Here is a 25,582-nt window from a genome sequence, read left to right as displayed (position 1 = left end):
AGGTCGGGGCACACCAAAGTATTCACGGGCCATATTCGTGCGTCAAGCATTTAATTAAATTCCGACGCCGGGCCAGCCCTCGGGCGGGCATGGCACCGGGAAGCCGCGGGGTCAGTATGCTGGGCAGATGCCCGACCTTGCCGCACTGGCCCCCACCCTGGCGGCCATTGCCATCCTGGCGGCACTCACGGTGGGCATCCTCTGGGGCTCGCGGACGCCGTCGTACCTCTCCCCTGCCCTTGCCATCCTCCGCGGCGTGCTGCAGCTGGCGGTCATCAGCCTTGTCCTGGGAGGGGTCATCACCAGCCCGCTATGGGTTGGCCTGGCCCTGCTGGTCATGTTCTCCGTGGCGTCCGTGACGGCTACGCGGCGGCTCACCTGGTCCTGGCGGCGGTTCGCCGTGGTGGCCGCGACCATGGCGGCCGGCATCCTGGTGACGGTCGCAATTGTCTTCGGCACAGGGGCCATCGAATTTTCGCCGCGCTACGCCCTGGCCGTGGGCGGGATCGTGATCGGCAACTCCATGACCATCGCCACGCTGGCCGGCCGCCGCTTCGTCGAGGCCGTCCTGGAGCAGTGGGACCAGGTGGAGGGCTGGCTGGCGCTGGGCGCAACGCCCCGGCAGGCCACCCTCCTCCAGGCCCGGCAGGCGGTGCATTCGGCGCTGATACCCTCCACGGACCAGACCAAGACCACCGGACTGGTCACGCTTCCCGGCGCATTCGTGGGCGCCATCTTTGGCGGCGCCTCGCCCCTGGAAGCCGGCCGGTTCCAGGTGGTGGTGCTGGCGTCCATCATGGCGGCAGGGTCCATTACCGCCGTCGCGTTGATCCGTTCGCTGGGCAACGTCACAGTGCGGCCCGAGCCGCTGTAGGGCTACGCGCCGTCACGACCCGGGCGGCACGGGTGCCGATTACGCGCCAGGGCGCTGTTTTCCCTAAAGTGGTACCGGTAATCAGTGGAAGAAGGGGTGGCGATTGGCATGAGCGCGCCGTTCCGCTTCCCCCGCGCCTTCGCGTTCACCGTGGCGATGTTCGCCCTCGCTGCCGGAGCCCACGTGTTGGCCCGTGGCGTGATGCCGCACCCGGCCATCGTCGCCGGCCTCTTTGCCCTGGTGCTGCTGCCGGTCATGGTGCTCGCCAGGATCCGGGTGAACTCCCCTGTGATGGCCGGCCTCCTCATCGGCGGCCAGCTGCTCCTCCACGAGGCCTTCAGCACCCTGTCGGCTTCGTCCGGCTTCACTCCGGCCCCGGGAGCGCACGTCCACCCGGGGCAACCGCTTGCCGCGGCAGCAGTGGCAGCAGCCCCGGAACACCTCCACGCTCCGGACCCGCTGATGCTGGTCCTGCACGCCGCGGCCACCGTGTCCACCGCCCTGGTGCTGGCCCGCGGCGAAGCGGCCCTCTGGGCCCTCGCGGCCTGGCTGCGGCCGCTGATCCGTATCCTGACGGCGGCGTTCCTTCCCGACTGGCCGCAGCTTGCGGCTCCGCGCCGCCTTGTTGTGGTGCTGCGCGCCGAGGTCCTCCGGCTTCCCGCACTCCGCGGTCCGCCGCGCGCTGCCGCCTCCTGAGCGGCACCTCACCCCACCATGCTGACCCGGGCCCAAGGCGATGCCCTTGGACCGCTGCCATCGCGCGCCCCGGTCAGCCATGCCCTCGCGCCCGGCCGCAGCCGCAGGCCGCCCCGGCGCACCCATACCTTGTGAAAGCGACATCATGAATACCTCAATCCGCCACACCGCCAAAGCCTTCGCCGCCATCACCGCGGCCGCCGGAATGCTCGCCGCAGGCGCCGCCGCCGCGTCAGCCCACGTCTCCGTGGACCCGGGCGACACCGGCGCCAACGGCTACTCGCACCTGACCTTCAATGTCCCCAACGAGTCCCCCACCGCCAAGACGAACAAGCTTGAGGTCAAGCTGCCCACCGACACACCGTTCACCTCCGTCTCAGTCAAACCGGTGGAAGGCTGGACCGCGCAGGTCATCACCAGTGACCTGCCCAAACCGGTTACGGTGGCCGGCGCCACGGTCACCAAAGCACCTACTTCGGTGGTCTGGACCGCGGACGAAGCCCACCAGTTGGGGCAGAACCAGTACCAGGCGTTTTCGCTCTCGGTAGGCCGCCTCCCGGCCGAGGGGACCACGGTGGTGCTGGAGGCCGCCCAAAGTTACAGCGACGGGACGGTGGTGAACTGGAACGAGCGCAGTGCTGACGGGCAGCCCGAGCCCAAGCACCCGGCCCCCTCCTTCACCACCACAGCCGAGGACGGCACCACGGCGCACACCACCCCGGCCCCGGCTGCCGCTTCAGCTGCTCCCGCCGCCTCGGATGCCATCGAGCGCACGTCCGAGGCGACCTCAATCTGGGGCGTTGTCCTCGGCGCTGCGGGGTTTGTCCTGGGCGCCGCCGCCCTGGCACTGGTGCTGGCCGGCCGCCGGTCCCGCGCGGCAGCCAAGTAGCAGGGGCCCGGATGTTGGAGAATCTGCTCCGCTGGTTCCAGCGCAGCGTGCTGGTCCTGGCCGTGGCCGCATGTTCGGTTGTCCTGGCTGCACCCGCGCAGGCGCACGATGTGCTCGAATCCAGTGATCCTGCGAATGGATCGTCCGTTCCGGCGGTTCCCAGCCGGATTGGACTGACCTTCGACCACACGCCGATGGGCATCGGCTCGGTGATCCAGGTGCAGGATGGGACCGGCACGGACCAGGCCGACGGCGCCGTCACGATTGTGGACAACCATGTCACCCAGGCCGTGAAGGCCGGTGCACCGGCGGGCAAATACACGGTGATCTGGCGAGTGGCTTCCTCCGATGGCCACCCTATCGAAGGAACCTTCACGTTCACGGCCGGCTCCGGAAACTCCGGTGCGTCGCCGTCCGCAGCTGGTGCTGCCGCCGGTGCCGGCGGGACGCCCGCGGGCGTGATCATTGCCGGCGGGGCTGCCGCCGTACTGGTCATCGGCTTGGCCGGCGGGGCGGTGCTGGTCCGGCGGCGGCTCCGGAACACGGAGTCCGACGCCTGACGAGGCCACAAGCCTGGCCAAGCCGCGGGCTTGGCCAGGCATTACGACCGGCCGGGGCGGCCCTGCGCATCCGGCGCAGTGGCCTCCCCGGCCGGTCGTCGGGCAGATCCCTGTGTCAGCCCTGCTTCACGAGTGCGGCTTCGAGGTTGATCTTCACCTTGTCGCTGACCAGCAGGCCGCCGGCTTCCAGGGCGGCGTTCCAGGTCAGGCCGAACTCCTTGCGGCTGATCTCGGCTTCGGCGGAGAAGCCTGCCCGTGTGGCGCCGAAGGGATCCACGGCAACACCGGTGAACTCCACCTCGAGCTCCACAGGCTTGGTGACACCCTTGATGGTCAGGTCGCCGGTCAGGGTGTATTCCTCGCCGTCACCTTCGATGGCAGTGCCGCGGAACGTCATCTCGGGAAACTTCTCGACGTCGAAGAAGTCCTCACCCCGGACGTGCGCATCACGGTTGGCGTCTCCTGAGTCGAAGCTGGCCGTGGCAACGGTGGCGTGCACGGTGGACTCAGCCAGGGACTCACCCACCCGGGCTTCGGCCTGGGCATCGGTGAAGCGGCCCCGGACCTTGCTGATCCCGGCATGCCGGACGCTGAAGCCGATCTCGCTGTGTGACACGTCCAGGGTCCAGGTTCCCGGGGTGAGTTGCTGGGGAAGGGTCATGGTCATTTCTCCTTGCTCGTAGGGCCGCAGGCTTCGCTGCCCGCTATGGGCGCAAGATTGCGGATGGTCCTAAATATTCCGCATCCAACCCGCATTTATAAGGGGGCGGGGTGAACCGGAAGGGAACTTCGGGCGTATACATAAGCGTGGCACTAAGACTATTGACCGCCCTTGCGTTGTTCATTGATGCCGGCGTACACCTGTTCCTGGCCCCGGGCTACCAGAACGCCCAGCCGGGCACCGTCAGCCAGGGCACCCTGTTCCTGCTGGAGGCCGCGGTAGCGCTTGTGGCCGGAATCTTTGTCCTGCTCCGCGGCAGCCGGGCAGCCTATGCTGTGGCCCTGCTGGTGGCACTGAGCGCCTTCGCGGCCGTGATGCTGTATCGCTACGTTGATATCCCGGCCATCGGACCGATCCCCGCCATGTACGATCCCGTCTGGTTCTTCTCGAAGACCCTCAGCGCCGTCGCCGAGGGAGCCGGGGCCCTCCTGGCCGCCGTGGGACTGGCGCGGGCGTCCGGGAAGCGGCGCTCCGCCGTCGTGAAGCGCCGCGCGACGCGTCCCGGCACGTGATTCCCCGTCCGGATTCCGCGGCACGCCGGTGGCCCGGGCCCGCCGCCGTCGTCGTCAGCGTTCAGGCGGAGGCGGCAGGGCCTCGCGGTGCGGCCGGACGTGCCATCCCCGACGCACTGGCCGCCCTGGCCGCCTACGGTTTGTTGGCGCTGTGGCTGTCGTCCTTGTCAGCCCCCGGGTTTCCCTTGCAACTGGCAGGCCTGGGCGCGGGCGGACTGGTCACGGGTGCGGCGGCCGCTTCCCTGCTGCGGCGGGCACCCAGGTTCTCCACTCCGGCCGACCGCGTGACGCTGCTGCGCGCCGTCCTCGCCGCCCTCTGTGCCGTATTGGCGGTCCCCCAGCTGTTCACGGGGCCGCGGGAGGACCTGCTGATTCCGGTCCTGGGCGGGCTGGCCTTCGCGCTGGACGGGGTAGACGGGGCGGTGGCCCGGCGGACCGGGCTGTCCTCCACGGTGGGGGCGCGCTTTGATGCGGCCACCGACGCCGGGCTGGTCCTTGCGTTGTCCGTCGCGGCCGCTGCCCGGGTGGGGCCGTGGGTGCTCGCGATCGGGGGCATGTACTACGTTTTCGTGGCCGCCGGACGCTTCCGGCCCCACCTCCGCGGGTCTTTGCCGCCACGGCAATCCCGGAAGGCAATCGGGGCGTTCCAGCCGTTCGCGCTGCTCCTGCCACTGCTTCCCGGTATCCCGGCCGTGGCCGCGGTGTCCATTCCGGTGGCGGCCCTGGCGCTGCTGGCGTTTTCCTTCGGGCGGGACGTGGTCCAGCTGGAGCGCCGTCACCGGACGGCCGGCCGCGCTGCAGCCTGGGCGGACCACGGACCGTGCGCCGGCTGACCCAGACTTGCGCTGCGCATTGTCACTCCCGACACAGAAATTCCCCGGCGCGCCCCGCATCCGGGCTGCGCCAGGGAATCCCGGTGTCGAAAATGAAAATCTGAGTCGCCAATCACTTCCCGCGTCGGGCGGACCAACGCCTCACCGCAGGCTGGCGAGGGCCTTCCGGAGCCGCGTCCCGGCGTCGTCCGCCACGTCCTTGACTGCAGGCGCGTCGCTGAGCTGGACCATGGCCTGCGGGTCGATCGCCTCAACTGTGGTCTCTTGCGCACCGGCCTGGCGGCGCACCACCACGTTGCACGGCAGCAGGGCGCCCATTTGCGGCTCGGCGGCGAGGGCTCGGCTGGCAAGGGAGGGATTGCAGGCGCCAAGGATGACATAGTCCCCGACGGCGTCTGCCGCGTCGGTGCCGAGCTTGGCTTCGAAGGTGGAGCGGATGTTGATTTCCGTCAGGATCCCGAAGCCCTCCGCGGCAAGGGCCGCGCGGGTGCGTTCCAGCGCTTCGGCCCAGGGAAGGGCGACGGTGGTGGCCAGCGTGTAGGTCATGGTGCTCCTCGAAGTTGCCGAATGGTCCGCTGCCTTGGGGCTGCCGGGCGTCGAATTATGCCAGGGAGAGGAAGAGCTTCTCCAGGTCTTTCCGGTCCATGGTTTCGTCTTTTTGGGTGATGCACTGCTCCAGGCCGGTGGCAATGATGGCGAAGCCGGCACGGTCAAGGGCCTTGGAGACGGCCGCCAGCTGGGTGACGACGTCCTTGCAATCCCGGCCTTCCTCGAGCATCCGGGTGACCGCGGCGAGCTGGCCCTGGGCGCGCTTGAGGCGGTTGATCACGGGCGTGAGTTCGGTTGGGTTCAGTTCCATAACGGGTTCTCCATCGGTGGGGTGCTGCCCCCAAGCATATACCCCCATGGGTGTTTTGACTACCCCCGGGGGTATCTGTAATACTCGGTGGGGTATCCACCTGCCCCCTTTTGAGAGGCCCCCATGACATCCCCTTCCACAGCAACCGCTGTTACGGCACTAGCCCCCGAGACCCTGCGGTCGTGGTTCAACACGCACCAGGACCTGATGGTGATCGACGTGCGTTCCGCCGCTGAATTCGAGTCAATGCACATCCGCGGCTCCTACAACGTGCCGCTCCCCCTCCTCTCCGAGCACACCGGCGAACTCGCGGCCCGGCTGGGCTCACGCGTGGTCCTGGTCTGCCAGTCCGGCGTCCGCGCCGAGCAGGCCCGCCAGCGGATGGCGGCGGTTGGCCTCGACACCGCCTATGTCCTCACCGGCGGCGTGCCGGGCTTCGCCGCCGCCGGCGGTGACGTGGTCAAAGGCAAGGACCGCTGGGACATGGAACGCCAGGTCCGCCTGGCCGCAGGTTCACTGGTGATGCTGGGCCTGGTGGGCGGCAAGTTCGTCTCGCCCAAGGTCCGCATGCTCGCAGGCGCCATCGGCACCGGCCTGACGTTCTCGGCCGCCACCAACACCTGCGCCATGGGCAAGGCCCTCTCGGCCATGCCGTGGAACAAGGCAGCCACGGAGCCCACCCGCGAAAGCGCCATCCTGCAGCTTCCCGTCCATGGCGCTGAAGAGGACGCCGCGGCATGATCCCGGCCCTGGGTCTGGGGCTCGTCGTCGGAATCGTCCTGGGCGTGGTGGGCGGTGGCGGCTCCATCATCGCCGTTCCCGCACTGGTGTACGGCGTGGGCATGAGCCCCGCCCAGGCCATCCCGACGTCGTTGCTGGTGGTGGGCATATCGTCACTGGCAGCCCTGCTCCCCCGGATCCGGGAGGGCCTGAACTGGCCCGTCATCGCACTGGTCGGGGGCGCCGGCATTCCGGCGGCCTGGGCCGGCGCCGCCGTCGGCAAACTCCTGGATCCGACCATCCTGATGCTGGCGTTTGCCGGAATCATGGTGGCCGCGGGCATCCGGATGCTCAGCAAACCCCGCGAAACCGAGGGCTCCTGCAGCACGGGACCCAACCGGGCCTTCCGGTCCTGCGCCCCGAAGGCCGTGGGCGTTGGATTGCTCGTCGGGCTCCTCACCGGACTGCTTGGCGTGGGGGGCGGCTTCCTCATCACCCCTGCACTGACCATCCTCCTGGGCCTGCGCATGAAGCAGGCCGTCGGAACCTCGCTGGCGATCATCGTGGTCAACTCCGCAGCCGGATTCAGCGCCCACGCCGCCGGCTACACCATCGACTGGGCCACCACGCTGGCATTCGCCGTCCCGGCCATCCTGGGATCACTGGTTGCCGCGCGGTTCGCGGGCCACCTGAAGGACAAGCACATCCGCATCTCATTCGCGGTGCTGATCTTCGCCGTCGCGGCGTGGGTCACGGCCGGCACCGTCACCGCCTGACAACCCCCAACACCGTTACCCGAAGGAGAACAGCATGGGACTGATCGATTCGCTCAAGAAGGCCTTCAGCAAGCCCTACAAGACAATCTCCGTTGCACAGGCCAAGGACCTCCTGGGTTCCGGCGCCACGTTCATCGACGTCAGGTCAGCGCAGGAATGGCGGACCGGCCGGGCACCGCAAGCCAAGCATGTTCCCCTGGACCGGCTGCAGGCCGGCACCGCCGGCATCCAAAAGACCCGCCCCGTGATCGCCATCTGCGCCTCCGGCGTGCGGTCCGCCTCCGCCGCCCGGCTCCTGGCCGCCGAGGGCTACGACGCCTACTCGGTCCGCGGCGGCATGGCCGCCTGGCGCCAGGCCGGCGAACCCGTCCGCTAGACACATCACCCCAGCCAACAACCACTTCGAAGGAGAACCATCATGGCTGAAATCACCATCACCGAAGCCGACCAGCGCCGCAACGCCGCCCGCATCCTCGATGTCCGCGAGGACTTCGAAGTCGCCGAAGGCATGATCCCCGGGGCCCTGCACATCCCCATGGGCCAGCTGCAGGCCCGCCTGGGCGAGCTCGACCCGGCCGTCCCCGTCATTGCGGTCTGCCGCAGCGGCAACCGCAGCGCCGCCGTCGCCGACGCCCTCAACGGCGCAGGCTACACGGCGGACACCATGGCCGGCGGCATGACCGCCTGGACCCGCGCCGGACTCCCCACCACCTGACATTCCTGGGGATATCTCTAGTTGTTGTATACCCCCCTGGTATCTAAAATTGGTACCAGGATTTCATATCTTTCCCATTCGAAGGAGCACCAGATGCTGCTTGAACGCATATACGACGAAGACCTCGCCCAGGCCAGCTACCTGATCGGCTGCCAGGCCAAGGGCGAGGCAATCGTGGTGGACGGCCGCCGGGACATCGCCGTCTACCAGGACCTTGCCGCCAAGAACGGCATGAAGATCGTGGCCGTCACCGAGACCCACATCCACGCCGACTACCTCTCCGGCACGCGCGAACTGGCCGCCGCCACCGGCGCGAAGATCTACGTGTCCGGCGAGGGTGGACCCGACTGGCAGTACGGGTTCGACGGCGAACGGCTGCACGACGGCGACACCATCACCCTGGGCAACATCACCATCAAGGCAGTCCACACCCCCGGCCACACTCCGGAGCACCTGTCCTTCCTGGTCACCGACGGCGCGTTCAGCGACAAGCCCGGCTACCTGCTCTCCGGAGACTTCGTCTTCTCCGGCGACCTGGGCCGGCCCGACCTGCTGGACGAGGCCGCCGGCGGCATCGACACCCGCTTCGAAGGCGCCAAGCAGCTCTTCGCCAGCCTCCGCGACAAGTTCCTCACCCTCCCGGACTACGTCCAGGTCCACCCGGGCCACGGCGCCGGCAGCGCCTGCGGCAAGGCCCTGGGCGCCATCCCCTCCTCCACGGTGGGCTACGAACGCCTCTACGCCTGGTGGGGCCCCTACCTGGCCACCAACGACGAACAGGGCTTCATCAACGAGCTCCTCGACGGCCAGCCCGACGCCCACGCCTACTTCGCCCGCATGAAGCGCGAAAACCGGGAAGGCCCCGCCGTCATGGGCGAACGCGCCCCGCTGCAGGAACTGGACACGGACGCCGTCGCCAAGGGCCTGGCCGAGGACACCCTGACCTTCATCGACACCCGCTCCAGCGGCGAAATCCACCAGGGCACGGTGGCGCGGTCCCTGAACGTCCCGGCCGGCAAGTCCGTAGCCAGCTACGGCGCCTGGGTGGTCAACCCGGAAACCGACAAGAACCCGCTGGTGCTGCTGGCCAGGGACCTGGACCAGGCCCAGGACATGTGGGACCACCTGGTCCGCGTGGGCATCGACAACGTGGCCGGCTACCTCACCAGCATCAAGGGGTTGCCCACCTTCACCCCCAAGCTGATCCAGCCTGGGGAACTCGAGGGTTTCGAGGCGGCCGTGGTCCTGGACGTCCGCAACAAGACCGAGCACAAGGCCGGGCACGTCCCGGGCTCCTACCAGCTCAGCGGCGGCCGCGTGATGTGGCACCTGGATGAGCTGCCGGCCGGCGGCACCATCGTGTCCTACTGCCAGTCCGGCGTGCGCAACTCCGTGGCCGCCAGCGCCCTGCGCCGGGCCGGGTACGACGTCGTCGAACTCGATGGCAGCTACGCCGCCTGGAACGCCTGGCGGAACAGCGTCCCCGCAGCCTGAGCAGGCAATTCCCCCTAGACCGCCCGGGCAAGACCCCCCTCCTGCCCGGGCCCGGCCCGGACGCGTCCCCCGCGCGTCCGGGCCACCTTCTGCTTCACCAGAACGGAGCCACCATGCAGGGCACCCCCCTCCGCGGCACCAGCGGATCCACCCCGGCGGTGCTGGGCTTGCGGCAGAACGTTGCCCAGTTCATGCTGCTGGTGGCCGTGAACGCCCTGGTGGGGGGCACCCTGGGCCAGGAGCGCACGGTCCTTCCGCTGCTCGCCGCCCGGGAATTCCACCTCGACCTGTACACGGGCGCACTGACCTACATCCTCGCCTTCGGCTTGTCCAAGGCCGCCATGAACTACTTCGCGGGTACCCTCTCGGACCGGTACGGCCGGAAACCGGTCCTCATCACCGGCTGGCTGGCAGCGGTGCCCGTCCCGTTGATGCTCATACTCGCTCCGTCATGGGGCTGGATCGTGGCGGCCAACGTGCTGCTGGGCGTCAGCCAGGGCCTCACCTGGTCCACCGCCGTGATCATGAAAATGGACCTCGTGGGCCCCAAACAGCGCGGCCTGGCCATGGGCTTCAACGAGGCCGCGGGCTATCTCGGGGTCGCCGTATCGGCCCTGGCCACCGGCTACCTCGCCACCGCCTACGGCCTGCGCCCGGCCCCGTTCCTATTGGGCGCCGCCTACATCGCGCTGGGTCTGGGTCTCACGGTCCTGGCCGTCCGCGAAACCCACCACCATGCCAGGACCGAGGCCGCGCAGCATGCCGCGGGCCGGGATGCCGCCCGTGCCGGCCTCACCACCGGGCAGGTGTTCACCCTCACCAGCTTCAGGGACCGCTCTCTCTCCGCGGCCAGCCAGGCCGGACTGGTGAACAACCTCAACGACGGCCTGGCATGGGGCCTCTTCCCCGTCCTGTTCGCCGGCGCCGGGCTTGGCCTGGGCCAGATCGGCATCCTGGCCGCCGCCTACCCGGCAGCCTGGGGCGCGGCCCAACTGGTGACCGGAGCAGCCTCCGACCGTTGGGGACGCAAGTGGTTCATCGCCACCGGAATGCTGGTGCAAGCCGGCGCCCTGGCGATCATTGCTTCCGCTCACGGCTTCGCACCGTGGCTCGCCGCCGCCGTCGTGCTGGGCCTCGGTACCGCCATGGTCTACCCCACACTGCTGGCCGCCATCGGCGACGTCGCCCACCCGGCCTGGCGTGCCCGCTCCGTGGGCGTGTACCGGCTGTGGCGCGACGGCGGATTCGCCGTGGGTGCCCTGCTCTCCGGAGTACTCGCGGACCTCTACGGCATCCCCGCGGCCATCGCCGCCGTCGCGGTGCTCACCGCCCTCTCGGGCCTGGTGGTTGCGGGGCGGATGCGCGGGAATGACCACGCTGCGGGATAGCCCCCCTTTATCCGTGCCCGGCCAAGTACTCCACCAGCCCGCCCACCGTGGCCACCGCCGGATAGTCGGCTTCCGGGATGTCGACGCCCGTGGACTCGGCGATGACCTCCACCAGGCGGAGGAAATCCAGCGAGTCCAGTTCCAGGTCCTGGCGCAGCCTGGCAGTGCCGTCCAGGTCGCCGGGCTCGACGTCGGGCGCAACTTTGCCGATCGCCGCCTCCACGGCCAGGCGCGCGTCCTCTTGGTTCACGGTTCCTCCTCGGTCACACGGGTCCGGCTCACAGGTCCTCCGGCGTTTGCAGGAGTTCGTCGATCCTGGCCAGGAAGCGGCCTCCGCGCAGCCCGTCGCTGACCCGGTGGTCCGCGGACAGGGTGGCGGTGGCCGCGTGCCGGATCCCGAGCATCCCGTTGTGCGCCCACGGCTGTTCGATGACCTTGCCGAAACCCACCATGGCAACCTGAGGCGGATAGATCACGCCGTAGACGCTTTCGACCCCAAGGTCGCCCAGGTTGGTGACGGTAATGGTGGGGTCGGCCATCTCCGCGCGCTGCAGCCGGCCCGCCCTGGCCCGGCTGACCAGGCCGCGCAGCTGCTCCATGAGTTCGTCCAGCGTCAGGGTGTCTGCGTCGTGCACCGCCGGGGCCACGATCCCGCCGTGCCGCAGGGCCACCGCGACGCCCAGGTGCACGGCATTGCTCGGCTGGAACGCGCCCCTGGTGAAGAATCCGTTCATGTCCGGCACCTCCTTCGCCGCGAGCGCGGTGGCCTTGAGCAGCAGGGCGGAGGGCACCAGGCGGGCGGTGACGGGCCGCTGCTGGTTGGCCGCCTGCATCCACGCCATGGCCGCGGCAAGGTCCAGGGTGGTGGCGAGGTAGTAGTGCGGGATTTCCTTCTTGGACCGCGACATCAGCGCGCCGATCGCCTGCCGCAGGCTTTCCGCCTTGCTGGCGGCCGCAGCCCGTTCCTGCCGGGGGGCTGCGGGCGGCACGTTTTCCTTTGCGTTCCCGGGTTCCGTTGCCTGCGCGGGCGCCGGCGGGCGGGCTTCCGACGGCGGTGCTTCCGCCGGCTTGTCCGCGCCGGGTTCCCTGGCCGGCCGCCCCCGCGGCGGGACGGCGGCGAGCACGTCTTCCTCGGTGACGGCACCACCCGGGCCCGTGCCCGTGACGGCCGGCAGGTCCACGCCAAGTTCCGCCGCCAGCCGCCGGGCCAGCGGCGAGGACCGCACGCGGTGCGCTTCGGGTGCTTTTGCCGGCTCCGGCGCCCAGGTGCCAGACGCCGCAGCGGCGCGTTCGACGTCGGCCCGGGTCACCTCTCCGCCGGCACCGCTCCCGCTGAGGCGTCCGACGTCGACCCCCAGCGTGTGCGCAAGGTGCCGGACCGGCGGCGGGACCTTGGCGCCGGGCTCCGGGTGGCCGCCAGCGGCGCCCGGGTGAGCGGGCGTTTCCTCTTTTGCTGTCAAAGGTGAGCGGGCGTCGGGGAAAATGCTGCCGGAAGTGAGCGGGGGTTGGGGCGGGGGTGGCGGCGGGAGTTCGGCGGGGGTGGCCGTGATCCGGGCGATGGGGGTCCCCACCTGCACGGTGTCGCCGATGTCCACCAGGAACTCGGCGACGACGCCGTCCTCGAAAGACTCGATGTCCATCACGGTCTTGTCGGTGTCCACGGCCGCCACGAGGTCACCCTTATGGACATAATCCCCCGGCTTGACCAGCCACTCCACCACCTTGCCGTGCTCCATGTCTGCGCCCAGGGACGGCATCCGGAACTCAGCCATTGGCCCCCACGGCCCTTCGCGCGGCGGCCATGACCCGTTCCACCGACGGCAGGGCAGCCTGTTCCAGGTGCTTGGCGTACGGGACGGGCACCTCCAGGCTGCATACCCGTTCCACCGGGGCGTCCAGGTCGAAGAAGGCTTGCTCGCAGATCCGGGCCGCGATCTCCGCGGAGATGCTGCCGCTGCGCCAGCCTTCGTCCACCACCACGGCCCGGTGCGTCCTGGCCACGCTGTCCATGATGGTGTGGGCATCGAGCGGGCGGAGGGTGCGGAGGTCGATCACGTCGGCCTCAATGCCTTCGGCGGCCAGCAGGTCCGCGGCCTCCAGCACCATGGGCAGCGTGCCGCCGTAGGTGACGAGGGTCAGGCCGTCCCCATGCCGGAGGACTGCTGCCTTGTCGATGTCCACGGCGCCGGCGTCGTCGTCGAGCTTCCCCGCAACGTTGTACAGCGAGCCATGCTCGAAGATCAGCACCGGGTCCGGGTCCTGCAACGCGGTCCACAGCATCCCGCGGGCGTCCGCCAAGGTGGCCGGGGCCAGGATCCGCAGCCCGGGAATGTGCGCGTACCAGCCTTCCAGGCTGTGCGAGTGCTGGGCGCCGAGCTGCCGGCCGGCTCCGGTGGTCATCCGGATGACGATGGGCACGTTGAACTGGCCGCCGGACATGTGCAGCAGCGTGGCGGCATTGTTGATGATCTGGTCCAGCGCCAGCAGGCTGAAGTTGACGGTCATGATTTCGACGACGGGACGCATCCCGCCCAGCGCGGAGCCGATGCCCGCGCCGACGAACCCGGACTCGGACAGCGGCGTGTCACGGATCCGTTCGGGCCCGAACTCCTCCAGCAGTCCCAGGCTCACGGCGAAGCTGCCGCCGTACCTGCCTACGTCCTCGCCCATGAGGAACACCCGCTCGTCGCGCTGCATCGCGTCGCGGAGCGCCGCCCGCATCGCTTCCCGGTACGTGGTTTTCATCCTGCTGCCCCTTCTTTCCCGCCGCCGCCGCCGGCGGTGGCAGCGCCGCTGCCGGCTTCCGGCGGGTCGCTGTAGACAAACCGCATGAGTTCGGACACCGGTTCCGGCGTGCCGTTCTCGGCGAATCCCACCGCGGTGCTGATCTCGGCGTCCACGTCCGCCGCCAGCGCCGCCCAGGTGTCCTCCGGCAGCTGTCCCGCGGCCTGCATGGTTCCCTGCAGCAGGCTGATGGGGTCCCGTTCCATCCAGCGGGAAACCTCGGCTTTCTCCCGGTACAGCTGGGATCGAACATGGAGTGGGCGCGGAAGCGGTAGGTGCGCAGTTCCAGGAAGTGCGGCCCGCCCCCGGACCGGACGGCATCCACCGCCCGCCGGGCAGCTTCCTCGACGGCGAGTACGTCCATCCCGTCCACGGCCCACGCGGAGATTTCGTACCCGGCGGCCTTGAGCGCGATGTCCGTCTGGGATTCGGAACGGCCCAGCGCGGTTCCCATGGCGTAGAGGTTGTTTTCGCAGCAGAACAGCACCGGGAGCTGCCAGAGCGCGGCGAGGTTCATGCTTTCGTGGAACTCGCCTTCGGCCACGGCGCCTTCGCCGAAGAAGCAGGCGGTCACGCGCTGGCGGCCGGCCATCCGGTCTGCGAGCGCCAGGCCGACTGCAAGCGGCAGGCCACCTGCCACGATCGCGTTTCCGCCGTAGAAGCGCGCCTCCGCGTCGAAGAGGTGCATGGAACCGCCGCGGCCGCGGCAGCAGCCCTCGGCGTGGCCGTACATTTCGGCGAGGATGGCACCGGCGGAGACGCCCCGGAGCAGGGCGTGGCCGTGCTCCCGGTAGGTGGCCACCACCGCGTCGTCGGGCGCCAGGGTTTCCATCACCCCGGCGGCCACGGCTTCCTCGCCGATGTACACGTGCAGGAAGCCGCGGATCTTGGCCGCGCTGTACAGCTCGATGCATTTTTCTTCGAGCCGGCGGACCCGCAGCATCTGCCGCAGCAGGTGCAGGGCGTGTTCCTGGTCGCGGATGGCCGGGTTCCGCAGGGTGCTCATGGCTGCTCCTTGCCGAGGCCCGGCGCCGGTCCGGCCGGGGCCTCCAGGGTTGAGGTGTCGCCTTCGGGCAGTCCCAGCTCGCGGGCTTTCAGGAGCCGGCGGAGGATCTTTCCGCTCCGGGTCTTGGGCAGCGTACTGGTGAAGTCGAGCAGCCGGGGCGCGACGGCGGCTCCCAGCCGTTTCCGGGCGAAGCCGATGATCTCCAGCTGCAGGGCCTCGCTGGGCTGGTTGCCCGGCTTGAGTTCCACGAAGGCCTTGACCACCTCGCCGGCCACGGGGTCGGGTACTCCGATCACCCCGGCTTCGGCCACCGCGGGGTGTTCCATCAGGCAGCTTTCCACCTCGAACGGGCCGATCAGGTGGCCGGAGGACTTGATGACGTCGTCGCCGCGGCCGACGAACCAGAAGTAGCCGTCGGCGTCCCGTTTCGCCAGGTCACCGGTGAGGTACCAGCCGCCGGCGAAGCACCGCCGGTAGCGCTCCTCCTCGTTGAGGTAGCCGCGGAACATGGACGGCCACCCGGGGCGCAGCGCCAGCTCACCCATGGTGTCCGGTTCCGTGACCAGGACCGCCTGTCCGTCCGTGACGACCGCTTTACCGTCGGCGTCCCGTGCCACGAGCGCCGCCTCGATGCCGGGGAGCGGACGGCCCATGGACCCGGGGCGGATGTCCATGGCGGGATAGTTGGCGATCATGATCCCGCCGGTCTCGGTCTGCCACCAGTTGTCGTGCACCGGCAGGCCCAGGACCTCCTGGCCCCACACCACCGCCTCGGGGTTCAGCGGCTCCCCCACGCTGGCGATGAAGCGCAGCGCTGACAGGTCATGCCCGGCTGCCCGTTCGGCGCCGGCCTTCATGAGCATCCGCAGTGCCGTGGGGGCGGTGTACCAGACCGTGACGTGCTGGTCCGCAAGGATCCGGTACCAGCGGTCCGCGTCCAGCTCCTCCTCGTCCACGATGGCGGTCACGCCGTGCACCAGCGGCGCGATAATTCCGTAGGACATTCCGGTCACCCAGCCGGGATCGGCGGTGCACCAGTAGACGTCCTCCGGGTGCAGGTCCAGGGCGAAGCGGCCGGTGGCGTAATGGGCGGCCACGGCGCCATGGACGTGGATGGCGCCCTTGGGCGTGCCGGTGGTGCCGCTGGTGAAGTGCAGCAGGGCCATGTCCTCCGGCTGGGTGCCGGCGACCTCCCCGATCGGGTCCGCCCGGGACAGGAGTGCTGCCAGGTCAAGGGTCCCGGGTTCGGGGGTGCCATCCGCGTCCGCCAGCAGGATGTGGCGGAGTTCCGGAAGGCTGTCGCGCACCGGCGCCACCTTCTTGCGGTACAGGGCCCTGGTGGTGACCAGGGCCCGGCCCGCGCCGAGGTGCAGCCGCTGCCGGACCGGTTCGGGGCCGAACGCGGAGAAGAGCGGGCAGAAGACGCTGCCGTTCTTGAAGGTTCCCAGCACCGCGGCATACAGCTCCGGGCTGCGGCCCAGGAGGGAGAAGACCCGCTCACCGCGCCCCACCCCCAGGGCCCGGAGCACTGCCGCGAACCTGCCGGACTGCTCCGCAAGGTCACCGTAATCCAGGGACCGGGTGCCGCCGTCGGCCCTGATGAAGCGCAGGGCTTCCCTGCCCCCGCGGCCTCCGGCCACGTGGCGGTCCACGGCCTCGTAGGCGATATTCAGCCCGCGGCCCCCCGGCAGCCCGGCCAGTTCCTCCCGGGCCTGGTCCCAGCTGAAGTCGCGCCGGGCGGCGTCGTAGTCCGGCATGTTGGGCTGCACCGGGAAGGCGGCCACGTCCTTGGCGATGGCGGGCCAGCGTGTCACTCCCTCGCCTCCGGCATGGACCGGCCCACCGGTGACGGCAGCAGGTATTGGCGGAACCAGTCGGCAGCCAGGTTCGCGGCCAATGCCAGGGTTCCGGGCTCCTCGAACAGGTGGGTGGCGCCCGGGACGATCTCGAGCCGGGTGGGCGCCTGCATCCGTGCCATTGCCTGGCGGTTGAGTGCGAGGACCTGGGTGTCCGCACTGCCAACGATCAGGAGGGTGGGGGCCCTGACGGCGTCCAGCCGCGGACCGGCAAGGTCAGGCCGTCCGCCCCGGGACACGACGGCGGCAACGTCGGCGCCGGGCTCGGCCGCGGCCCACAGCGCCGCTCCGGCACCGGTGCTCGCCCCGAAGTAGCCGATCCGTCCGGCCGAGCCGTCATGCCGGACCTTCAGCCAGTGGGTGGCGGCTGAGAGGCGCCGGGCCAGGAGCGCGATATCGAAGACATTGGCACGGTTGACTTCTTCCTCGGGGGTCAGCAGGTCCAGGAGCAAGGTGCCCAGGCCCGCCCCATGCAGGACGGAGGCCACGAAACGGTTGCGCGGGCTGTGCCGGCTGCTCCCGCTGCCGTGGGCGAAGATCACCGTGCCGTCGCACACGGCCGGCAAGTAGAGGCTGCCCCGCAGCACGGCCATCCCGTCCGGAACCTCGACCTCGTCCACCAGGCTGCTGTCCCCCTTTCGGGGCCGCTGCGGGACGGCTGGGACGCGGCGGCGTCCAGCAACTGGACCACCTCGCCATCCTCGGTGGGGAAAAGTCGTGGTAGTAGTAGCCCACGGCCTGGAAGTCCTGCGGCGAAAGCAGGCAGACGACGTCGTCCGGTTCCTTGAGCTCGACGATGGCCCGGGCAGGGGCCACCGGCACGGCAAGGATGACTTTCGCGGCGCCCAAGTGCCGCGCCACCTGGCAGGCGGCCTTGGCCGTGGAGCCGGTGGCGATGCCGTCGTCCACGATCACGGCGGTGCGGCCGGTGAGGTCAAGCATCGGGCGCCCCTGCCGGAACCGTGCCACCCTGCTGTCCAGCAGGGTGCGCTCCCGCCGTTCCACCTGCTGCAGGTCCTCCTGGGAGACGCGGGCCATGGAGATGGTGCGTGGATCCAAGACCCGGACGCCGCCCTCCCCTATGGCTCCCATGGCCACCTCAGGCTGGAACGGGACGCCCAGTTTCCTGACCACGATCACGTCCAGTGGCGCCTCGAGGGCCTTGGCCACCTCGAATGCCACGGGCACGCCGCCTCGGGGCAGGCCCAGCACCACCACGTCCCGTCCCCGGAGTCCGCTGAGCCGCTTGCCCAGCCGCCGGCCGGCGTCGGCCCTGTTCAGGAATGCAACCATCACGCTCACCCGCCATGTGGGAGTTCTTCCGCGGGGAGGATCGCCGCGGCCGCGGGGGTCCAGGACATCCGGAGGACGAAATGGGCCTCGGAACTGCTCCTGGCGATCATCGCCCCTGCGTCTCCCGCCAGATTCACGCCAAATTCGATTTCGATCTGTTCCGGGTACAGCTCCGCCATGGCCTCAAGTGCGGCGTGGGCCGCCGGTCGGACACTGGCGAGTGCATCTTCCAGCCTCCTGCCGGTGTCCAGGATCCCCTGCTCGTTGCGCGCGGGATGGTCCACCCCATAGCTGTTGTCGGCAGCCTCAACGAGCACGGTCCCGGATCCCACCTCGTACCGCATCACTTCGGTCATGGCGGATGCTCCCCTGTCTAGTGCGAGATGCGCAGGTTGTGGTGGGCGTCAGTGCTGGGCTTTATGGCCACCGCGGTGACCACCAGCGCCACTGCCCCCGCAATCCACGACGTCCACGCTGCGCCCGTCGCGCCCGTGTAGGACCCCAGCCATGGCGAGAGGATCAATACTGCGGCAAGGACAGCCTGGGCGTATTCCATGACCGGTGTTCCGGGCATTGCCAGGTTGACGATTCCGCTGACCACCAGGAGCCCGCCGAAGACGAGCATGAGGGTGGTGGACATGTTTTGCTGCCGCGTGAACAGGACCGCCACTGCGGTGAAGAGTCCGGCGGCAGCTGCTGCGTAGTCCTGCCACCGATACCACTTTTTCACTGTTTTTCCTTTCTGGTGTGGGCGGAACGCCAGTACGTTTCCGCCCTATGGGCCTCTGCTGCCCATGGTTCAAGTCAACGCCTGCGGTGGTGCGCCCAGTAGGGCAGAAAGACCTGCCCGCAGGGGTTGCCGTCCAGCTACTCAGTGTTACTATTTACTAGTAGTCAGCAACACTAAGTACCAAGGGGATTCCATGGGCAAGCAAATGACCGAGATGCTCAAGGGCACGCTGGAAGGCATTGTCCTGGCGCTCCTCGCCGCCCAGCCGGCCTACGGCTACGAAATTACCGCCCGGCTGCGCGAACAAGGCTTTTCGGACATTGCCGAGGGCACGGTCTACGCACTGCTGGTCCGCATTGAACAGCGCGGCCTGGTGGACGTCGCCAAAGTCCCCTCGGAAAAAGGACCTCCCGGAAGGTCTATTCGCTGAACGCCTCCGGCGGCGGTTACCTGGACGAGTTCTGGAACTCCTGGAGCTTCCTCGCCGAACGGATCGAGCGGCTCCACCACGCCAAACACAAGCAGGAAAAAGGAGAATGACCATGACGCAGGGATGGCTCGAAAAAGTCACCGGCTCCTTCGACGACAAAAAGCGCTGGCGCCAATACAAGGCCCGCAAAGAACAGCTGCCCGGCAGCTACCGGACCACCATCGACGCCCTGGAACGCTACTTCACGTACGCCGGCGCCATCGTCAAGGGCGACATCCTCATGCAGATGCTTGAGGACCTGGCCGACCTCATCGAGGGGGCCGCCGCGGACGGAACCCCGATCCGCGACATCGTGGGCGACGACCCCGTGGAATTCGCCGAAACCTTCATCAGCAACTACTCGGACGGCCAGTGGATCAGCAAGGAGCGCAAGCGCCTGACCGACACCATCAACCAGGCCGCTTCCGGGGATGCCTGAAACATCCCGCACCGGAAGGACCGGCCATGACTACAGACCAGGCCCTGCACCCCGCCATCCGGGTCCAGGGCATCGAAAAGTCGTTCAAGGACCTGCACGTGCTGCGGGGCGTCGACTTTGACGTGCTGCCGGGAAGCATCTTTGCGCTGCTCGGATCCAATGGCGCCGGAAAAACCACACTGGTGAAGATCCTGTCCACCCTGCTGAAGCCGGATGCCGGCACGGCCACGGTCAACGGTCATGACACCGGCACGGAGCCCGCGCGCGTACGGGAATCCATCAGCCTGACCGGCCAGTTCACAGCGGTGGACGACGTCCTCACGGGCCGTGAAAACCTGGTGCTGGTGGCGCGGCTGCGCCACCTGCCCCGCCCGGACGCGGTTGCCGGCGCCCTGCTGGAGCGCTTCGACCTGGCTGAGGCCGCACACCGCAGGGCGGGCACTTACTCCGGCGGGATGCGGCGGCGCCTGGACATCGCCATGAGCCTGATCGGGAACCCCCGCGTCGTCTTCCTCGACGAGCCCACCACCGGGCTGGATCCGCAGGCACGCAACGAGGTATGGCGGACCATCCGGCAACTGGCGGGCCAAGGCACCACCGTGCTGCTCACCACCCAGTACCTCGATGAGGCAGAACAACTCGCAGACCGCATCGCCATCCTGCACCAAGGCATCATCATCCAAAACGGGACGCTGGCCGAACTCAAGCAGCTCCTGCCCGCCGCCACGGTGGAATACGTGGAGAAACAGCCTTCGCTCGAGGACGTCTTCCTGGCCCTGGTGGGTTCCGGCCCAGACGACCGTCCCAGCGGCGCCCCGGCGCCAGGAAAGGACCACCGATGAGCACCCATGCCTTGCGGGATACCGGCGTCCTGACCGGCCGCTCGCTGCGGCACATCCTGCGCAGCCCGGACACCATCATCACCACCGCGGTGACGCCCGTGGCCATGATGCTGCTGTTCGTCTATGTGTTCGGCGGCGCCATCACCACCGGCTCAGGAGGCTCCTATGTGAACTACCTCCTGCCCGGCATCCTGCTGATCACCGTCGCCTCCGGCGTGGCCTACACCGCCTACCGGCTGTTCCTGGACGTCAAGGGCGGGATCGTCGAACGGCTTGGATCCATGCCGATCGCCAGGCCCAGCATCCTGTGGGCCCATGTGCTCACTTCCCTGGCCGCCAACCTCGCGGCGATCGCCATCGTGATCGGCGTTGCGGTCCTCATGGGCTTCCGCAGCGGCGCATCCCTGGCAGCGTGGCTCGCCGTCGCCGGCATCCTGGTCCTGTTCACCCTGGCCCTGACCTGGCTGGCGGTCGTTGCCGGCCTGACCGCCAAGACGGTGGATGGCGCCAGCGGCATGAGCTACCCGCTGATTTTCCTGCCGTTCATCAGTTCGGCATTCGTTCCCACGGCCACCATGCCCGGCCCGGTCGCCTGGTTTGCCCAGAACCAGCCGGTGACCCCGATCGTGGACACCCTCCGGGCGCTGCTCGCGCAGGAACCCGTGGGCACCGGGATCTGGACGGCGCTTGCCTGGCTGGCCGGGATCCTTGCCCTGGCTTACGCGGCCGCTGCCGCCATCTACCGACGGAAAGTGGGCTGAGGCCGCAACCTGGACAGATTCACTGCGAACTCACAGGAAGTGCCCGTGCAAATCCGGGCCGCGGTATGCGAGAGTGGCCGCAACGCTGGGGCGTAGAGAGAGTCCAGACCGCGGAGGCCGCCCGTGAACCGTTTAAAATCCGATCCCGCAGTGTTGTGCGGGATCATTCGCCAGCAATAGTGCCGGTTTTAGCACTGCTCCTGTTCGCCCTGGTGGCTTGCCAGGCTCCCGCACCAGCCTCCGAGCCTGACACTGCAGCACCGCTGCCGGACATTCCCTCGAAGGCAGGCACGCCGCAGCATGTATTTGTCATCAACCTGGAAAACAAAGGCTACGACTCCGTGTGGGGGAGCAACTCCCCCGCACCTTTCCTGTCCGGAACGCTCCGCAGGAAGGGCGTCCTGCTGATGAACTACTACGGTATCGCCCACAACTCACTGCCCAACTACCTGGCCCAGATTTCCGGCCAGCAGCCCAACATCGATACGGAACAGGACTGCCGCACTTACAAGGAGTTCAACGCCACCGGCACCGGCCCGGAAGGCACGCTGCAGGGCAATGGCTGCCTGTACCCGGAGGAAACCCAGACCCTGGCCGGGCAACTGACAGCCCAAGGTAAAACATGGAAGGGCTACATGGAGGACATGCAACAGCCCTGTGAACACCCGGTCCTCGGTGAACCGGACAACCACGGGCACGCCCTGCCCAACGACATGTACTCCACCCACCACGACCCCTTCGTCTACTTCCGCTCGATTACCTCCTCTCCGGATTGCACCAAAAACGTGGTCAACTTCTCGGCGCTCGCAAACGACCTAAAGTCTGTTGACACCACCCCGAACCTTGCCTATGTCACGCCCAACCTCTGCCACGACGGGCACGATTCGACCTGCGCTGACGGCAGTCGGGGTGGCCTGGGGGCAGTGGACTCGTGGCTCAAGGCCGAGGTACCAGCTATTTTGTCGTCGCCGGCATTCCTGCAGGACGGCATGCTGGTCATCACCTTCGACGAGACCGACGGCGGCACGGTGGGCCCCTCCGAGGGAGACCCGGGAAGCCCCGCAGGCGGTTCGGCCGGCGGGAGGGTGGGGGCACTTGTAATTTCGCCTTTCAGCACCGCGGCCGCCTCGTCAGACCAGCCGTACAACCATTACAGCTTGCTGGCCACCATGGAGGACTTGTTCCACCTCCCGCGGCTCGGGTTGGCGGCCGACCCCGGAGTGAAGACCTTCGGCAGCGACGTCTACCAGTCAGGGTCCTGACATGCGGCGGCTCCGGAACGGACGACGACGTACTGCCCTCGTCCTGGCCGCCGCAACAGTGGTAGCCCTGGCAGTCCTCGCCGCCATGGTGCCAGCCGCGCTGCGCGCCGGCGTATTTCCCGGAGGGGATACCGGGATCGCCAAGATCAAACACGTAGTGATCATCACCCAGGAAAACAGATCCTTCGACAGTTACTTCGGCACCTACCCCGGCGCGGACGGAATACCCATGCAGGACGGCCAGCCCGCTGTCTGCATCCAGGACCCCGCCCATGGTGGTTGCGCACGGCCGTTCCATGACACCAAAGACAGCAACGCCGGCGGCCCTCACAGCCCGGCAGATGCGACGGCCGACATCAGCCATGGCGCCATGGATGGGTTCGTGGCCCAGGCCGAAAAGGGCCTGGCCCACTGCGCGGCGGCGGCGGTTGACTGCAAGTACAGCCAGAAGGCAACGGACGTTTTGGGATACCACGACCGAACCGAACTGCCCACGTACTGGACTTACGCCGACAACTTCGTGCTGCAGGACCATATGTTCACTTCCTCGGCCGCCGGCAGCCTTGCCGCCCACCTGTACCTGGTGTCCGAATGGGCCGCCAAGTGCACCAAGTCCGGGGACCCGTCGTCATGCACCAATGAGCTGCTGAACGTGGACCCAGAACCCGAAAAGCAAGCCCTCGAGCAAAGCCTGATCGGCAAATGCCAGGCCGGGGTTGACCTGGGGCCCTGCAGGGACGCCCTCCAGGCCGTGGGAATCACCCCCGATCTGGCCACCCAGATCGGGCAGCTTGTCAGCGCCAACTGCAAGCCCACGGATTCCTACTCCGCCTGCCGCACCGCTGTCGACTCGGCGGACGTTCCGGCAGACCTGAAAGTGAAACTGACCCAGGCGGCCAAAAACCTCAAACTGCCCAACTATTCGTGGACAGACCTGACGTACCTGCTGCACAAAAACTCAGTGCCTTGGGCGTACTACGTTTTCCAGGGGACGGAACCGGACTGCCGCAACGATGCCGCCACGTGCACCCCGATAGAGCAGGACGCCCAAACGCCGGGCCGGTGGAACCCCCTTCCGTACTTCGACACCGTCAAGCAGGACGGCGAGCTGGGTAACATCAAGCCGCTGAACGGCTTTTACGACGACGCCCGCAACGGCAGGCTCCCCGCGGTCACCTGGATCGCACCCACCGATGTGGTCAGTGAACATCCGCCGGCAAGACTCAGCACCGGGCAGGCATATGTTGCCGGGCTGATCAACGCCATAATGAGCGGCCCGGACTGGGACAGCACGGCCATCTTCCTGACCTGGGATGACTGGGGCGGCTTCTATGACCATGTTGCCCCGCCCGTAGCGGACGGCAACGGCTACGGGGTGCGCGTCCCGGGACTGGTGATCAGCCCGTACGCGAAGAAGGGGTACATCGACCACCAGGTCCTCAGCCATGACGCGTACTTCAAATTCATCGAAGATGACTTCCTGGGAGGGGAGCGCATTGACCCGGCCACCGACGGCCGGCCGGACAACCGTCCCGGCGTCCGCGAGGACAACCCGATACTGGGAAACCTGGCCGCGGCGTTCGATTTCAACCAGGTACCACGGCCGCCGCTGATCCTGCCCAACGCCACCACGTACTGACGCCCCGGATTCCGCGGGTGTTAGGGGATGCAAACCTTTGTGGTAAACGGAACCGGGCGGTGGTTAACTTCCAGCATGTCTGAAACCGTGAAGCTCAGCCACAACGAACCCCACGACAGCAGCGTGGCCGCCCGCCTGAACTGGCTGAGGGCCGGCGTCCTTGGCGCCAACGACGGGATCGTCTCTGTCGCGGCAACCGTGGTGGGCGTCGCGGGTGTCACCAACGACCTCGCCCCGATCCTGGTAGCCGGCACGGCCGCGGTGGTGGGCGGCGCCGTCTCCATGGCCTTGGGCGAATACGTGTCCGTCAGCAGCCAGAGCGACAGCCAGCGGGCATTGATCGAGAAGGAGCGCCAGGAGCTCCGGGACGACCCCGATGGCGAATTGGCCGAGCTTGCGGAGATCTACCAGGCCAAGGGGCTCAGCGAAGCCACGGCCCGGACCGTCGCCGAGGAGCTCACCGCGAAGGACGCGTTGAAGGCGCACCTGTCAGCCGAACTGAACATCGACGAGGAGGAAGTGGTGAGCCCATGGCACGCCGCCTTCGCCTCCGCAATCGCGTTCACGGTCGGCGCCGTGCTGCCGATGCTTGCCATCATTTTCCCGCCGGAGCAGGCGCGCATCCCGGTCACGTTCGTTGCCGTGATCCTGGCGCTCGCCTTGACCGGCACGGTCAGCGCCAGGATTGGCGGAAGCTCCAAGCGCAAGGCAACCCTGCGGCTTGTGGTGGGCGGGGCACTGGCCATGGCCTTCACGTTTGCGGTGGGCAGCCTCCTGGGCACCACCGGCATCGCCTAGTTCCCTGGATCAAGCACTGATCGGAGCTGCCTATGCTGGAAATCGCCGGCCTTCCTGCCCATATCCTGCTTCTTCATGGCGTTGTGGTCCTGGCCCCCCCTTGCAGGGGTTGCAGCAGTGGTGTTCGCGGTGTTCAAGCGTTCCAGGCGTTACTTGGCGTGGCCCCTGGGTGTCCTGGCGCTGCTGTTGGTCCCGCTGTCCGTCCTCACCGCCGAAGCGGGAGAACAGCTGGAGAGGGCAAAAGGGCTGTCGAAGCTCATCGAGGAGCACGCTCAGCAGGGGAAATTCCTCCGCTATGTCACGGTGCTTTTTCTGCTTGCCGCGGCTGCGCAGATCGCAGCCGCTTTCCCATCCCTGCTGACGCGCTGGCCAGCCTTTCGCGGCCTGCGCCGACTCCTGCACGGCCGCTGGCTGCCGCTGGCGGCCTCTGTCGTGGGCATCCTGGCGGGTCTGTTCCTGATGTACCAGAGCATTGTGACGGGCCACTCCGGGGCGGCATCGGTCTGGGCCGGGATCCGCTAGGTGCATGCCACCACCGAAACCTAATTACGTCACGCCATGTTTGCGTAATTGATGTGAACCTCGTCACTTAAAGCGCTTTCCGGCTTGGAGCTTAGGTTTGCCTACCCTACAGTTTTTGAACATAGGCACCGTCTCCCGGTGCCC

General features: G+C 68.2%; 28 protein-coding genes and 3 pseudogenes. 20 read left to right on the top strand and 11 right to left on the bottom strand.

Features of this window, described 5'->3' with window-relative positions; translation table 11 throughout:
- The first annotated feature begins 127 nt into the window (after window positions 1-127).
- The 4 genes from ACX5I6_RS09400 (at window position 128) to ACX5I6_RS09385 (ending at window position 3,019) form a co-directional block, all read left to right on the top strand.
- The gene (locus tag ACX5I6_RS09400) at window positions 128-874 is read left to right on the top strand and encodes an ABC transporter permease (RefSeq protein ID WP_461840284.1); all 747 of its coding nucleotides are present in this window, start codon (window positions 128-130) and stop codon (window positions 872-874) included.
- Between the two features lie 108 nt (window positions 875-982).
- Entirely contained in the window at window positions 983-1,570 is a 588-nt protein-coding gene (locus tag ACX5I6_RS09395) for a hypothetical protein (protein ID WP_461840283.1), read from the top strand.
- 145 nt (window positions 1,571-1,715) lie between these two features.
- A complete protein-coding gene (locus tag ACX5I6_RS09390) occupies window positions 1,716-2,459 on the top strand; it encodes a YcnI family copper-binding membrane protein (protein WP_018761672.1) in 744 nt (247 codons plus the stop codon).
- A gap of 11 nt (window positions 2,460-2,470) precedes the next feature.
- Entirely contained in the window at window positions 2,471-3,019 is a 549-nt protein-coding gene (locus tag ACX5I6_RS09385; protein ID WP_018761673.1) for a copper resistance CopC family protein, read from the top strand.
- Window positions 3,020-3,134: 115 nt separating this feature from the next.
- On the opposite strand, the gene ACX5I6_RS09380 is transcribed toward ACX5I6_RS09385, so the two are convergent.
- Complete coding sequence (locus tag ACX5I6_RS09380; RefSeq protein WP_461840282.1) at window positions 3,135-3,680, bottom strand: YceI family protein; 546 nt, start codon at window positions 3,678-3,680, stop codon at window positions 3,135-3,137.
- 161 nt (window positions 3,681-3,841) lie between these two features.
- Between ACX5I6_RS09380 and ACX5I6_RS09375 the strand changes: the two genes are divergently transcribed.
- Entirely contained in the window at window positions 3,842-4,252 is a 411-nt protein-coding gene (locus ACX5I6_RS09375; protein ID WP_018761675.1) for a hypothetical protein, read from the top strand.
- Complete coding sequence (locus tag ACX5I6_RS09370; RefSeq protein WP_461840281.1) at window positions 4,249-5,085, top strand: CDP-alcohol phosphatidyltransferase family protein; 837 nt, start codon at window positions 4,249-4,251, stop codon at window positions 5,083-5,085. Before ACX5I6_RS09375 ends, ACX5I6_RS09370 begins: the two co-directional genes overlap by 4 nt.
- A gap of 141 nt (window positions 5,086-5,226) precedes the next feature.
- Here ACX5I6_RS09370 and ACX5I6_RS09365 read toward each other — a convergent pair whose 3' ends face one another.
- Together ACX5I6_RS09365 and ACX5I6_RS09360 are read right to left on the bottom strand one after the other, a co-directional pair.
- On the bottom strand, window positions 5,227-5,631 hold the full coding sequence (locus ACX5I6_RS09365; RefSeq protein ID WP_018761677.1) for a DUF302 domain-containing protein: 405 nt from the start codon (window positions 5,629-5,631) through the stop codon (window positions 5,227-5,229).
- Window positions 5,632-5,686: 55 nt separating this feature from the next.
- On the bottom strand, window positions 5,687-5,944 hold the full coding sequence (locus ACX5I6_RS09360) for a metal-sensitive transcriptional regulator (protein ID WP_018761678.1): 258 nt from the start codon (window positions 5,942-5,944) through the stop codon (window positions 5,687-5,689).
- Window positions 5,945-6,067: 123 nt separating this feature from the next.
- On the opposite strand from ACX5I6_RS09360, the gene ACX5I6_RS09355 reads away from it, so the two are divergent.
- The 6 genes from ACX5I6_RS09355 to ACX5I6_RS09330 all read left to right on the top strand — a co-directional run bounded on the left by ACX5I6_RS09355 (window position 6,068) and on the right by ACX5I6_RS09330 (window position 11,037).
- Window positions 6,068-6,685, top strand: a complete 618-nt coding sequence (locus ACX5I6_RS09355; protein ID WP_026264569.1) for a rhodanese-like domain-containing protein — start codon at window positions 6,068-6,070, stop codon at window positions 6,683-6,685.
- Window positions 6,682-7,440: a sulfite exporter TauE/SafE family protein gene (locus ACX5I6_RS09350; protein ID WP_018761680.1), complete on the top strand. Its 759-nt coding sequence runs from the start codon at window positions 6,682-6,684 to the stop codon at window positions 7,438-7,440. Before ACX5I6_RS09355 ends, ACX5I6_RS09350 begins: the two co-directional genes overlap by 4 nt.
- A 34-nt stretch (window positions 7,441-7,474) precedes the next feature.
- On the top strand, window positions 7,475-7,816 hold the full coding sequence (locus tag ACX5I6_RS09345) for a rhodanese-like domain-containing protein (protein WP_018761681.1): 342 nt from the start codon (window positions 7,475-7,477) through the stop codon (window positions 7,814-7,816).
- Window positions 7,817-7,858: 42 nt separating this feature from the next.
- Window positions 7,859-8,155, top strand: coding sequence for a rhodanese-like domain-containing protein (locus ACX5I6_RS09340; RefSeq protein ID WP_018761682.1), 297 nt, complete (start codon window positions 7,859-7,861; stop codon window positions 8,153-8,155).
- A 93-nt stretch (window positions 8,156-8,248) separates the two neighbouring features.
- The gene (locus ACX5I6_RS09335) at window positions 8,249-9,649 is read left to right on the top strand and encodes an MBL fold metallo-hydrolase (protein ID WP_018761683.1); all 1,401 of its coding nucleotides are present in this window, start codon (window positions 8,249-8,251) and stop codon (window positions 9,647-9,649) included.
- A gap of 113 nt (window positions 9,650-9,762) precedes the next feature.
- A complete protein-coding gene (locus ACX5I6_RS09330; protein ID WP_461840280.1) occupies window positions 9,763-11,037 on the top strand; it encodes an MFS transporter in 1,275 nt (424 codons plus the stop codon).
- A gap of 7 nt (window positions 11,038-11,044) precedes the next feature.
- Here the strand turns inward: ACX5I6_RS09330 and ACX5I6_RS09325 are convergent, their stop codons facing one another.
- From ACX5I6_RS09325 to ACX5I6_RS09290, 8 genes and pseudogenes are all read right to left on the bottom strand, one after another.
- Window positions 11,045-11,287 carry an acyl carrier protein gene (locus ACX5I6_RS09325; protein ID WP_018761685.1) on the bottom strand — a complete coding sequence of 81 codons (243 nt, stop codon included), beginning with the start codon at window positions 11,285-11,287 and terminating at the stop codon, window positions 11,045-11,047.
- Between the two features lie 28 nt (window positions 11,288-11,315).
- Window positions 11,316-12,809, bottom strand: coding sequence for a dihydrolipoamide acetyltransferase family protein (locus tag ACX5I6_RS09320; RefSeq protein WP_018761686.1), 1,494 nt, complete (start codon window positions 12,807-12,809; stop codon window positions 11,316-11,318).
- Window positions 12,802-13,782, bottom strand: a complete 981-nt coding sequence (locus tag ACX5I6_RS09315) for an alpha-ketoacid dehydrogenase subunit beta (RefSeq protein WP_461840279.1) — start codon at window positions 13,780-13,782, stop codon at window positions 12,802-12,804. The genes ACX5I6_RS09320 and ACX5I6_RS09315 overlap by 8 nt, the downstream gene beginning before the upstream one ends.
- Window positions 13,779-14,827 (bottom strand): annotated as a pseudogene (gene pdhA / locus ACX5I6_RS09310) (pyruvate dehydrogenase (acetyl-transferring) E1 component subunit alpha). The gene ACX5I6_RS09315 and the pseudogene pdhA overlap by 4 nt, the downstream one beginning before the upstream one ends.
- Window positions 14,824-16,641 (bottom strand): acetate--CoA ligase, encoded by a 1,818-nt coding sequence (gene acsA, locus ACX5I6_RS09305; RefSeq protein WP_461840278.1) that lies wholly within the window; start codon window positions 16,639-16,641, stop codon window positions 14,824-14,826. The pseudogene pdhA and the gene acsA overlap by 4 nt, the downstream one beginning before the upstream one ends.
- Window positions 16,638-17,976: pseudogene (locus ACX5I6_RS09300) on the bottom strand (phosphoribosyltransferase family protein). The gene acsA and the pseudogene ACX5I6_RS09300 overlap by 4 nt, the downstream one beginning before the upstream one ends.
- Window positions 17,977-17,981: 5 nt before the next feature.
- Complete coding sequence (locus ACX5I6_RS09295) at window positions 17,982-18,332, bottom strand: CU044_2847 family protein (RefSeq protein ID WP_018761691.1); 351 nt, start codon at window positions 18,330-18,332, stop codon at window positions 17,982-17,984.
- A 17-nt stretch (window positions 18,333-18,349) separates the two neighbouring features.
- Entirely contained in the window at window positions 18,350-18,706 is a 357-nt protein-coding gene (locus ACX5I6_RS09290) for an SPW repeat domain-containing protein (RefSeq protein WP_018761692.1), read from the bottom strand.
- Window positions 18,707-18,899: 193 nt separating this feature from the next.
- Between ACX5I6_RS09290 and ACX5I6_RS09285 the strand changes: the two are divergent.
- The 8 genes and pseudogenes from ACX5I6_RS09285 to ACX5I6_RS09250 all read left to right on the top strand — a co-directional run bounded on the left by ACX5I6_RS09285 (window position 18,900) and on the right by ACX5I6_RS09250 (window position 25,438).
- A pseudogene (locus ACX5I6_RS09285) lies at window positions 18,900-19,246 on the top strand (PadR family transcriptional regulator).
- Window positions 19,247-19,248: 2 nt separating this feature from the next.
- Entirely contained in the window at window positions 19,249-19,614 is a 366-nt protein-coding gene (locus tag ACX5I6_RS09280) for a DUF1048 domain-containing protein (RefSeq protein ID WP_461840277.1), read from the top strand.
- A gap of 26 nt (window positions 19,615-19,640) precedes the next feature.
- Window positions 19,641-20,456, top strand: coding sequence for an ABC transporter ATP-binding protein (locus ACX5I6_RS09275; RefSeq protein ID WP_461840276.1), 816 nt, complete (start codon window positions 19,641-19,643; stop codon window positions 20,454-20,456).
- The gene (locus ACX5I6_RS09270; protein ID WP_461840275.1) at window positions 20,453-21,217 is read left to right on the top strand and encodes an ABC transporter permease; all 765 of its coding nucleotides are present in this window, start codon (window positions 20,453-20,455) and stop codon (window positions 21,215-21,217) included. The genes ACX5I6_RS09275 and ACX5I6_RS09270 overlap by 4 nt, the downstream gene beginning before the upstream one ends.
- 179 nt (window positions 21,218-21,396) lie before the next feature.
- Entirely contained in the window at window positions 21,397-22,479 is a 1,083-nt protein-coding gene (locus ACX5I6_RS09265; RefSeq protein WP_461840274.1) for an alkaline phosphatase family protein, read from the top strand.
- Window position 22,480: 1 nt separating this feature from the next.
- On the top strand, window positions 22,481-24,118 hold the full coding sequence (locus ACX5I6_RS09260) for a phospholipase C (RefSeq protein ID WP_461840273.1): 1,638 nt from the start codon (window positions 22,481-22,483) through the stop codon (window positions 24,116-24,118).
- A 75-nt stretch (window positions 24,119-24,193) separates the two neighbouring features.
- Complete coding sequence (locus tag ACX5I6_RS09255; protein ID WP_018761699.1) at window positions 24,194-24,916, top strand: VIT1/CCC1 transporter family protein; 723 nt, start codon at window positions 24,194-24,196, stop codon at window positions 24,914-24,916.
- 117 nt (window positions 24,917-25,033) lie between these two features.
- On the top strand, window positions 25,034-25,438 hold the full coding sequence (locus ACX5I6_RS09250; RefSeq protein ID WP_461840272.1) for a hypothetical protein: 405 nt from the start codon (window positions 25,034-25,036) through the stop codon (window positions 25,436-25,438).
- Window positions 25,439-25,582 lie beyond the last annotated feature (144 nt).

The organism is Arthrobacter sp. MMS24-T111, assembly GCF_054888995.1.
Note: the sequence above shows the minus strand (reverse complement) of the source record. Positions and strands in the feature narration are given on the sequence as shown.

Excerpts from the sequence above, each read along its gene's own strand:
- ACX5I6_RS09400 (WP_461840284.1), top strand. The coding sequence starts at position 128 with ATGCCCGACCTTGCCGCACTGGCCCCCACCCTGGCGGCCATTGCCATC.
- ACX5I6_RS09395 (WP_461840283.1), top strand. The coding sequence starts at position 983 with ATGAGCGCGCCGTTCCGCTTCCCCCGCGCCTTCGCGTTCACCGTGGCG.
- ACX5I6_RS09390 (WP_018761672.1), top strand. The coding sequence starts at position 1,716 with ATGAATACCTCAATCCGCCACACCGCCAAAGCCTTCGCCGCCATCACC.
- ACX5I6_RS09385 (WP_018761673.1), top strand. The coding sequence starts at position 2,471 with ATGTTGGAGAATCTGCTCCGCTGGTTCCAGCGCAGCGTGCTGGTCCTG.
- ACX5I6_RS09380 (WP_461840282.1), bottom strand. The coding sequence starts at position 3,680 with ATGACCCTTCCCCAGCAACTCACCCCGGGAACCTGGACCCTGGACGTG.
- ACX5I6_RS09365 (WP_018761677.1), bottom strand. The coding sequence starts at position 5,631 with ATGACCTACACGCTGGCCACCACCGTCGCCCTTCCCTGGGCCGAAGCG.
- ACX5I6_RS09360 (WP_018761678.1), bottom strand. The coding sequence starts at position 5,944 with ATGGAACTGAACCCAACCGAACTCACGCCCGTGATCAACCGCCTCAAG.
- ACX5I6_RS09355 (WP_026264569.1), top strand. The coding sequence starts at position 6,068 with ATGACATCCCCTTCCACAGCAACCGCTGTTACGGCACTAGCCCCCGAG.
- ACX5I6_RS09350 (WP_018761680.1), top strand. The coding sequence starts at position 6,682 with ATGATCCCGGCCCTGGGTCTGGGGCTCGTCGTCGGAATCGTCCTGGGC.
- ACX5I6_RS09345 (WP_018761681.1), top strand. The coding sequence starts at position 7,475 with ATGGGACTGATCGATTCGCTCAAGAAGGCCTTCAGCAAGCCCTACAAG.
- ACX5I6_RS09340 (WP_018761682.1), top strand. The coding sequence starts at position 7,859 with ATGGCTGAAATCACCATCACCGAAGCCGACCAGCGCCGCAACGCCGCC.
- ACX5I6_RS09335 (WP_018761683.1), top strand. The coding sequence starts at position 8,249 with ATGCTGCTTGAACGCATATACGACGAAGACCTCGCCCAGGCCAGCTAC.
- ACX5I6_RS09330 (WP_461840280.1), top strand. The coding sequence starts at position 9,763 with ATGCAGGGCACCCCCCTCCGCGGCACCAGCGGATCCACCCCGGCGGTG.
- ACX5I6_RS09320 (WP_018761686.1), bottom strand. The coding sequence starts at position 12,809 with ATGGCTGAGTTCCGGATGCCGTCCCTGGGCGCAGACATGGAGCACGGC.
- ACX5I6_RS09315 (WP_461840279.1), bottom strand. The coding sequence starts at position 13,782 with ATGAAAACCACGTACCGGGAAGCGATGCGGGCGGCGCTCCGCGACGCG.
- ACX5I6_RS09295 (WP_018761691.1), bottom strand. The coding sequence starts at position 18,332 with ATGACCGAAGTGATGCGGTACGAGGTGGGATCCGGGACCGTGCTCGTT.
- ACX5I6_RS09280 (WP_461840277.1), top strand. The coding sequence starts at position 19,249 with ATGACGCAGGGATGGCTCGAAAAAGTCACCGGCTCCTTCGACGACAAA.
- ACX5I6_RS09275 (WP_461840276.1), top strand. The coding sequence starts at position 19,641 with ATGACTACAGACCAGGCCCTGCACCCCGCCATCCGGGTCCAGGGCATC.
- ACX5I6_RS09270 (WP_461840275.1), top strand. The coding sequence starts at position 20,453 with ATGAGCACCCATGCCTTGCGGGATACCGGCGTCCTGACCGGCCGCTCG.
- ACX5I6_RS09260 (WP_461840273.1), top strand. The coding sequence starts at position 22,481 with ATGCGGCGGCTCCGGAACGGACGACGACGTACTGCCCTCGTCCTGGCC.
- ACX5I6_RS09255 (WP_018761699.1), top strand. The coding sequence starts at position 24,194 with ATGTCTGAAACCGTGAAGCTCAGCCACAACGAACCCCACGACAGCAGC.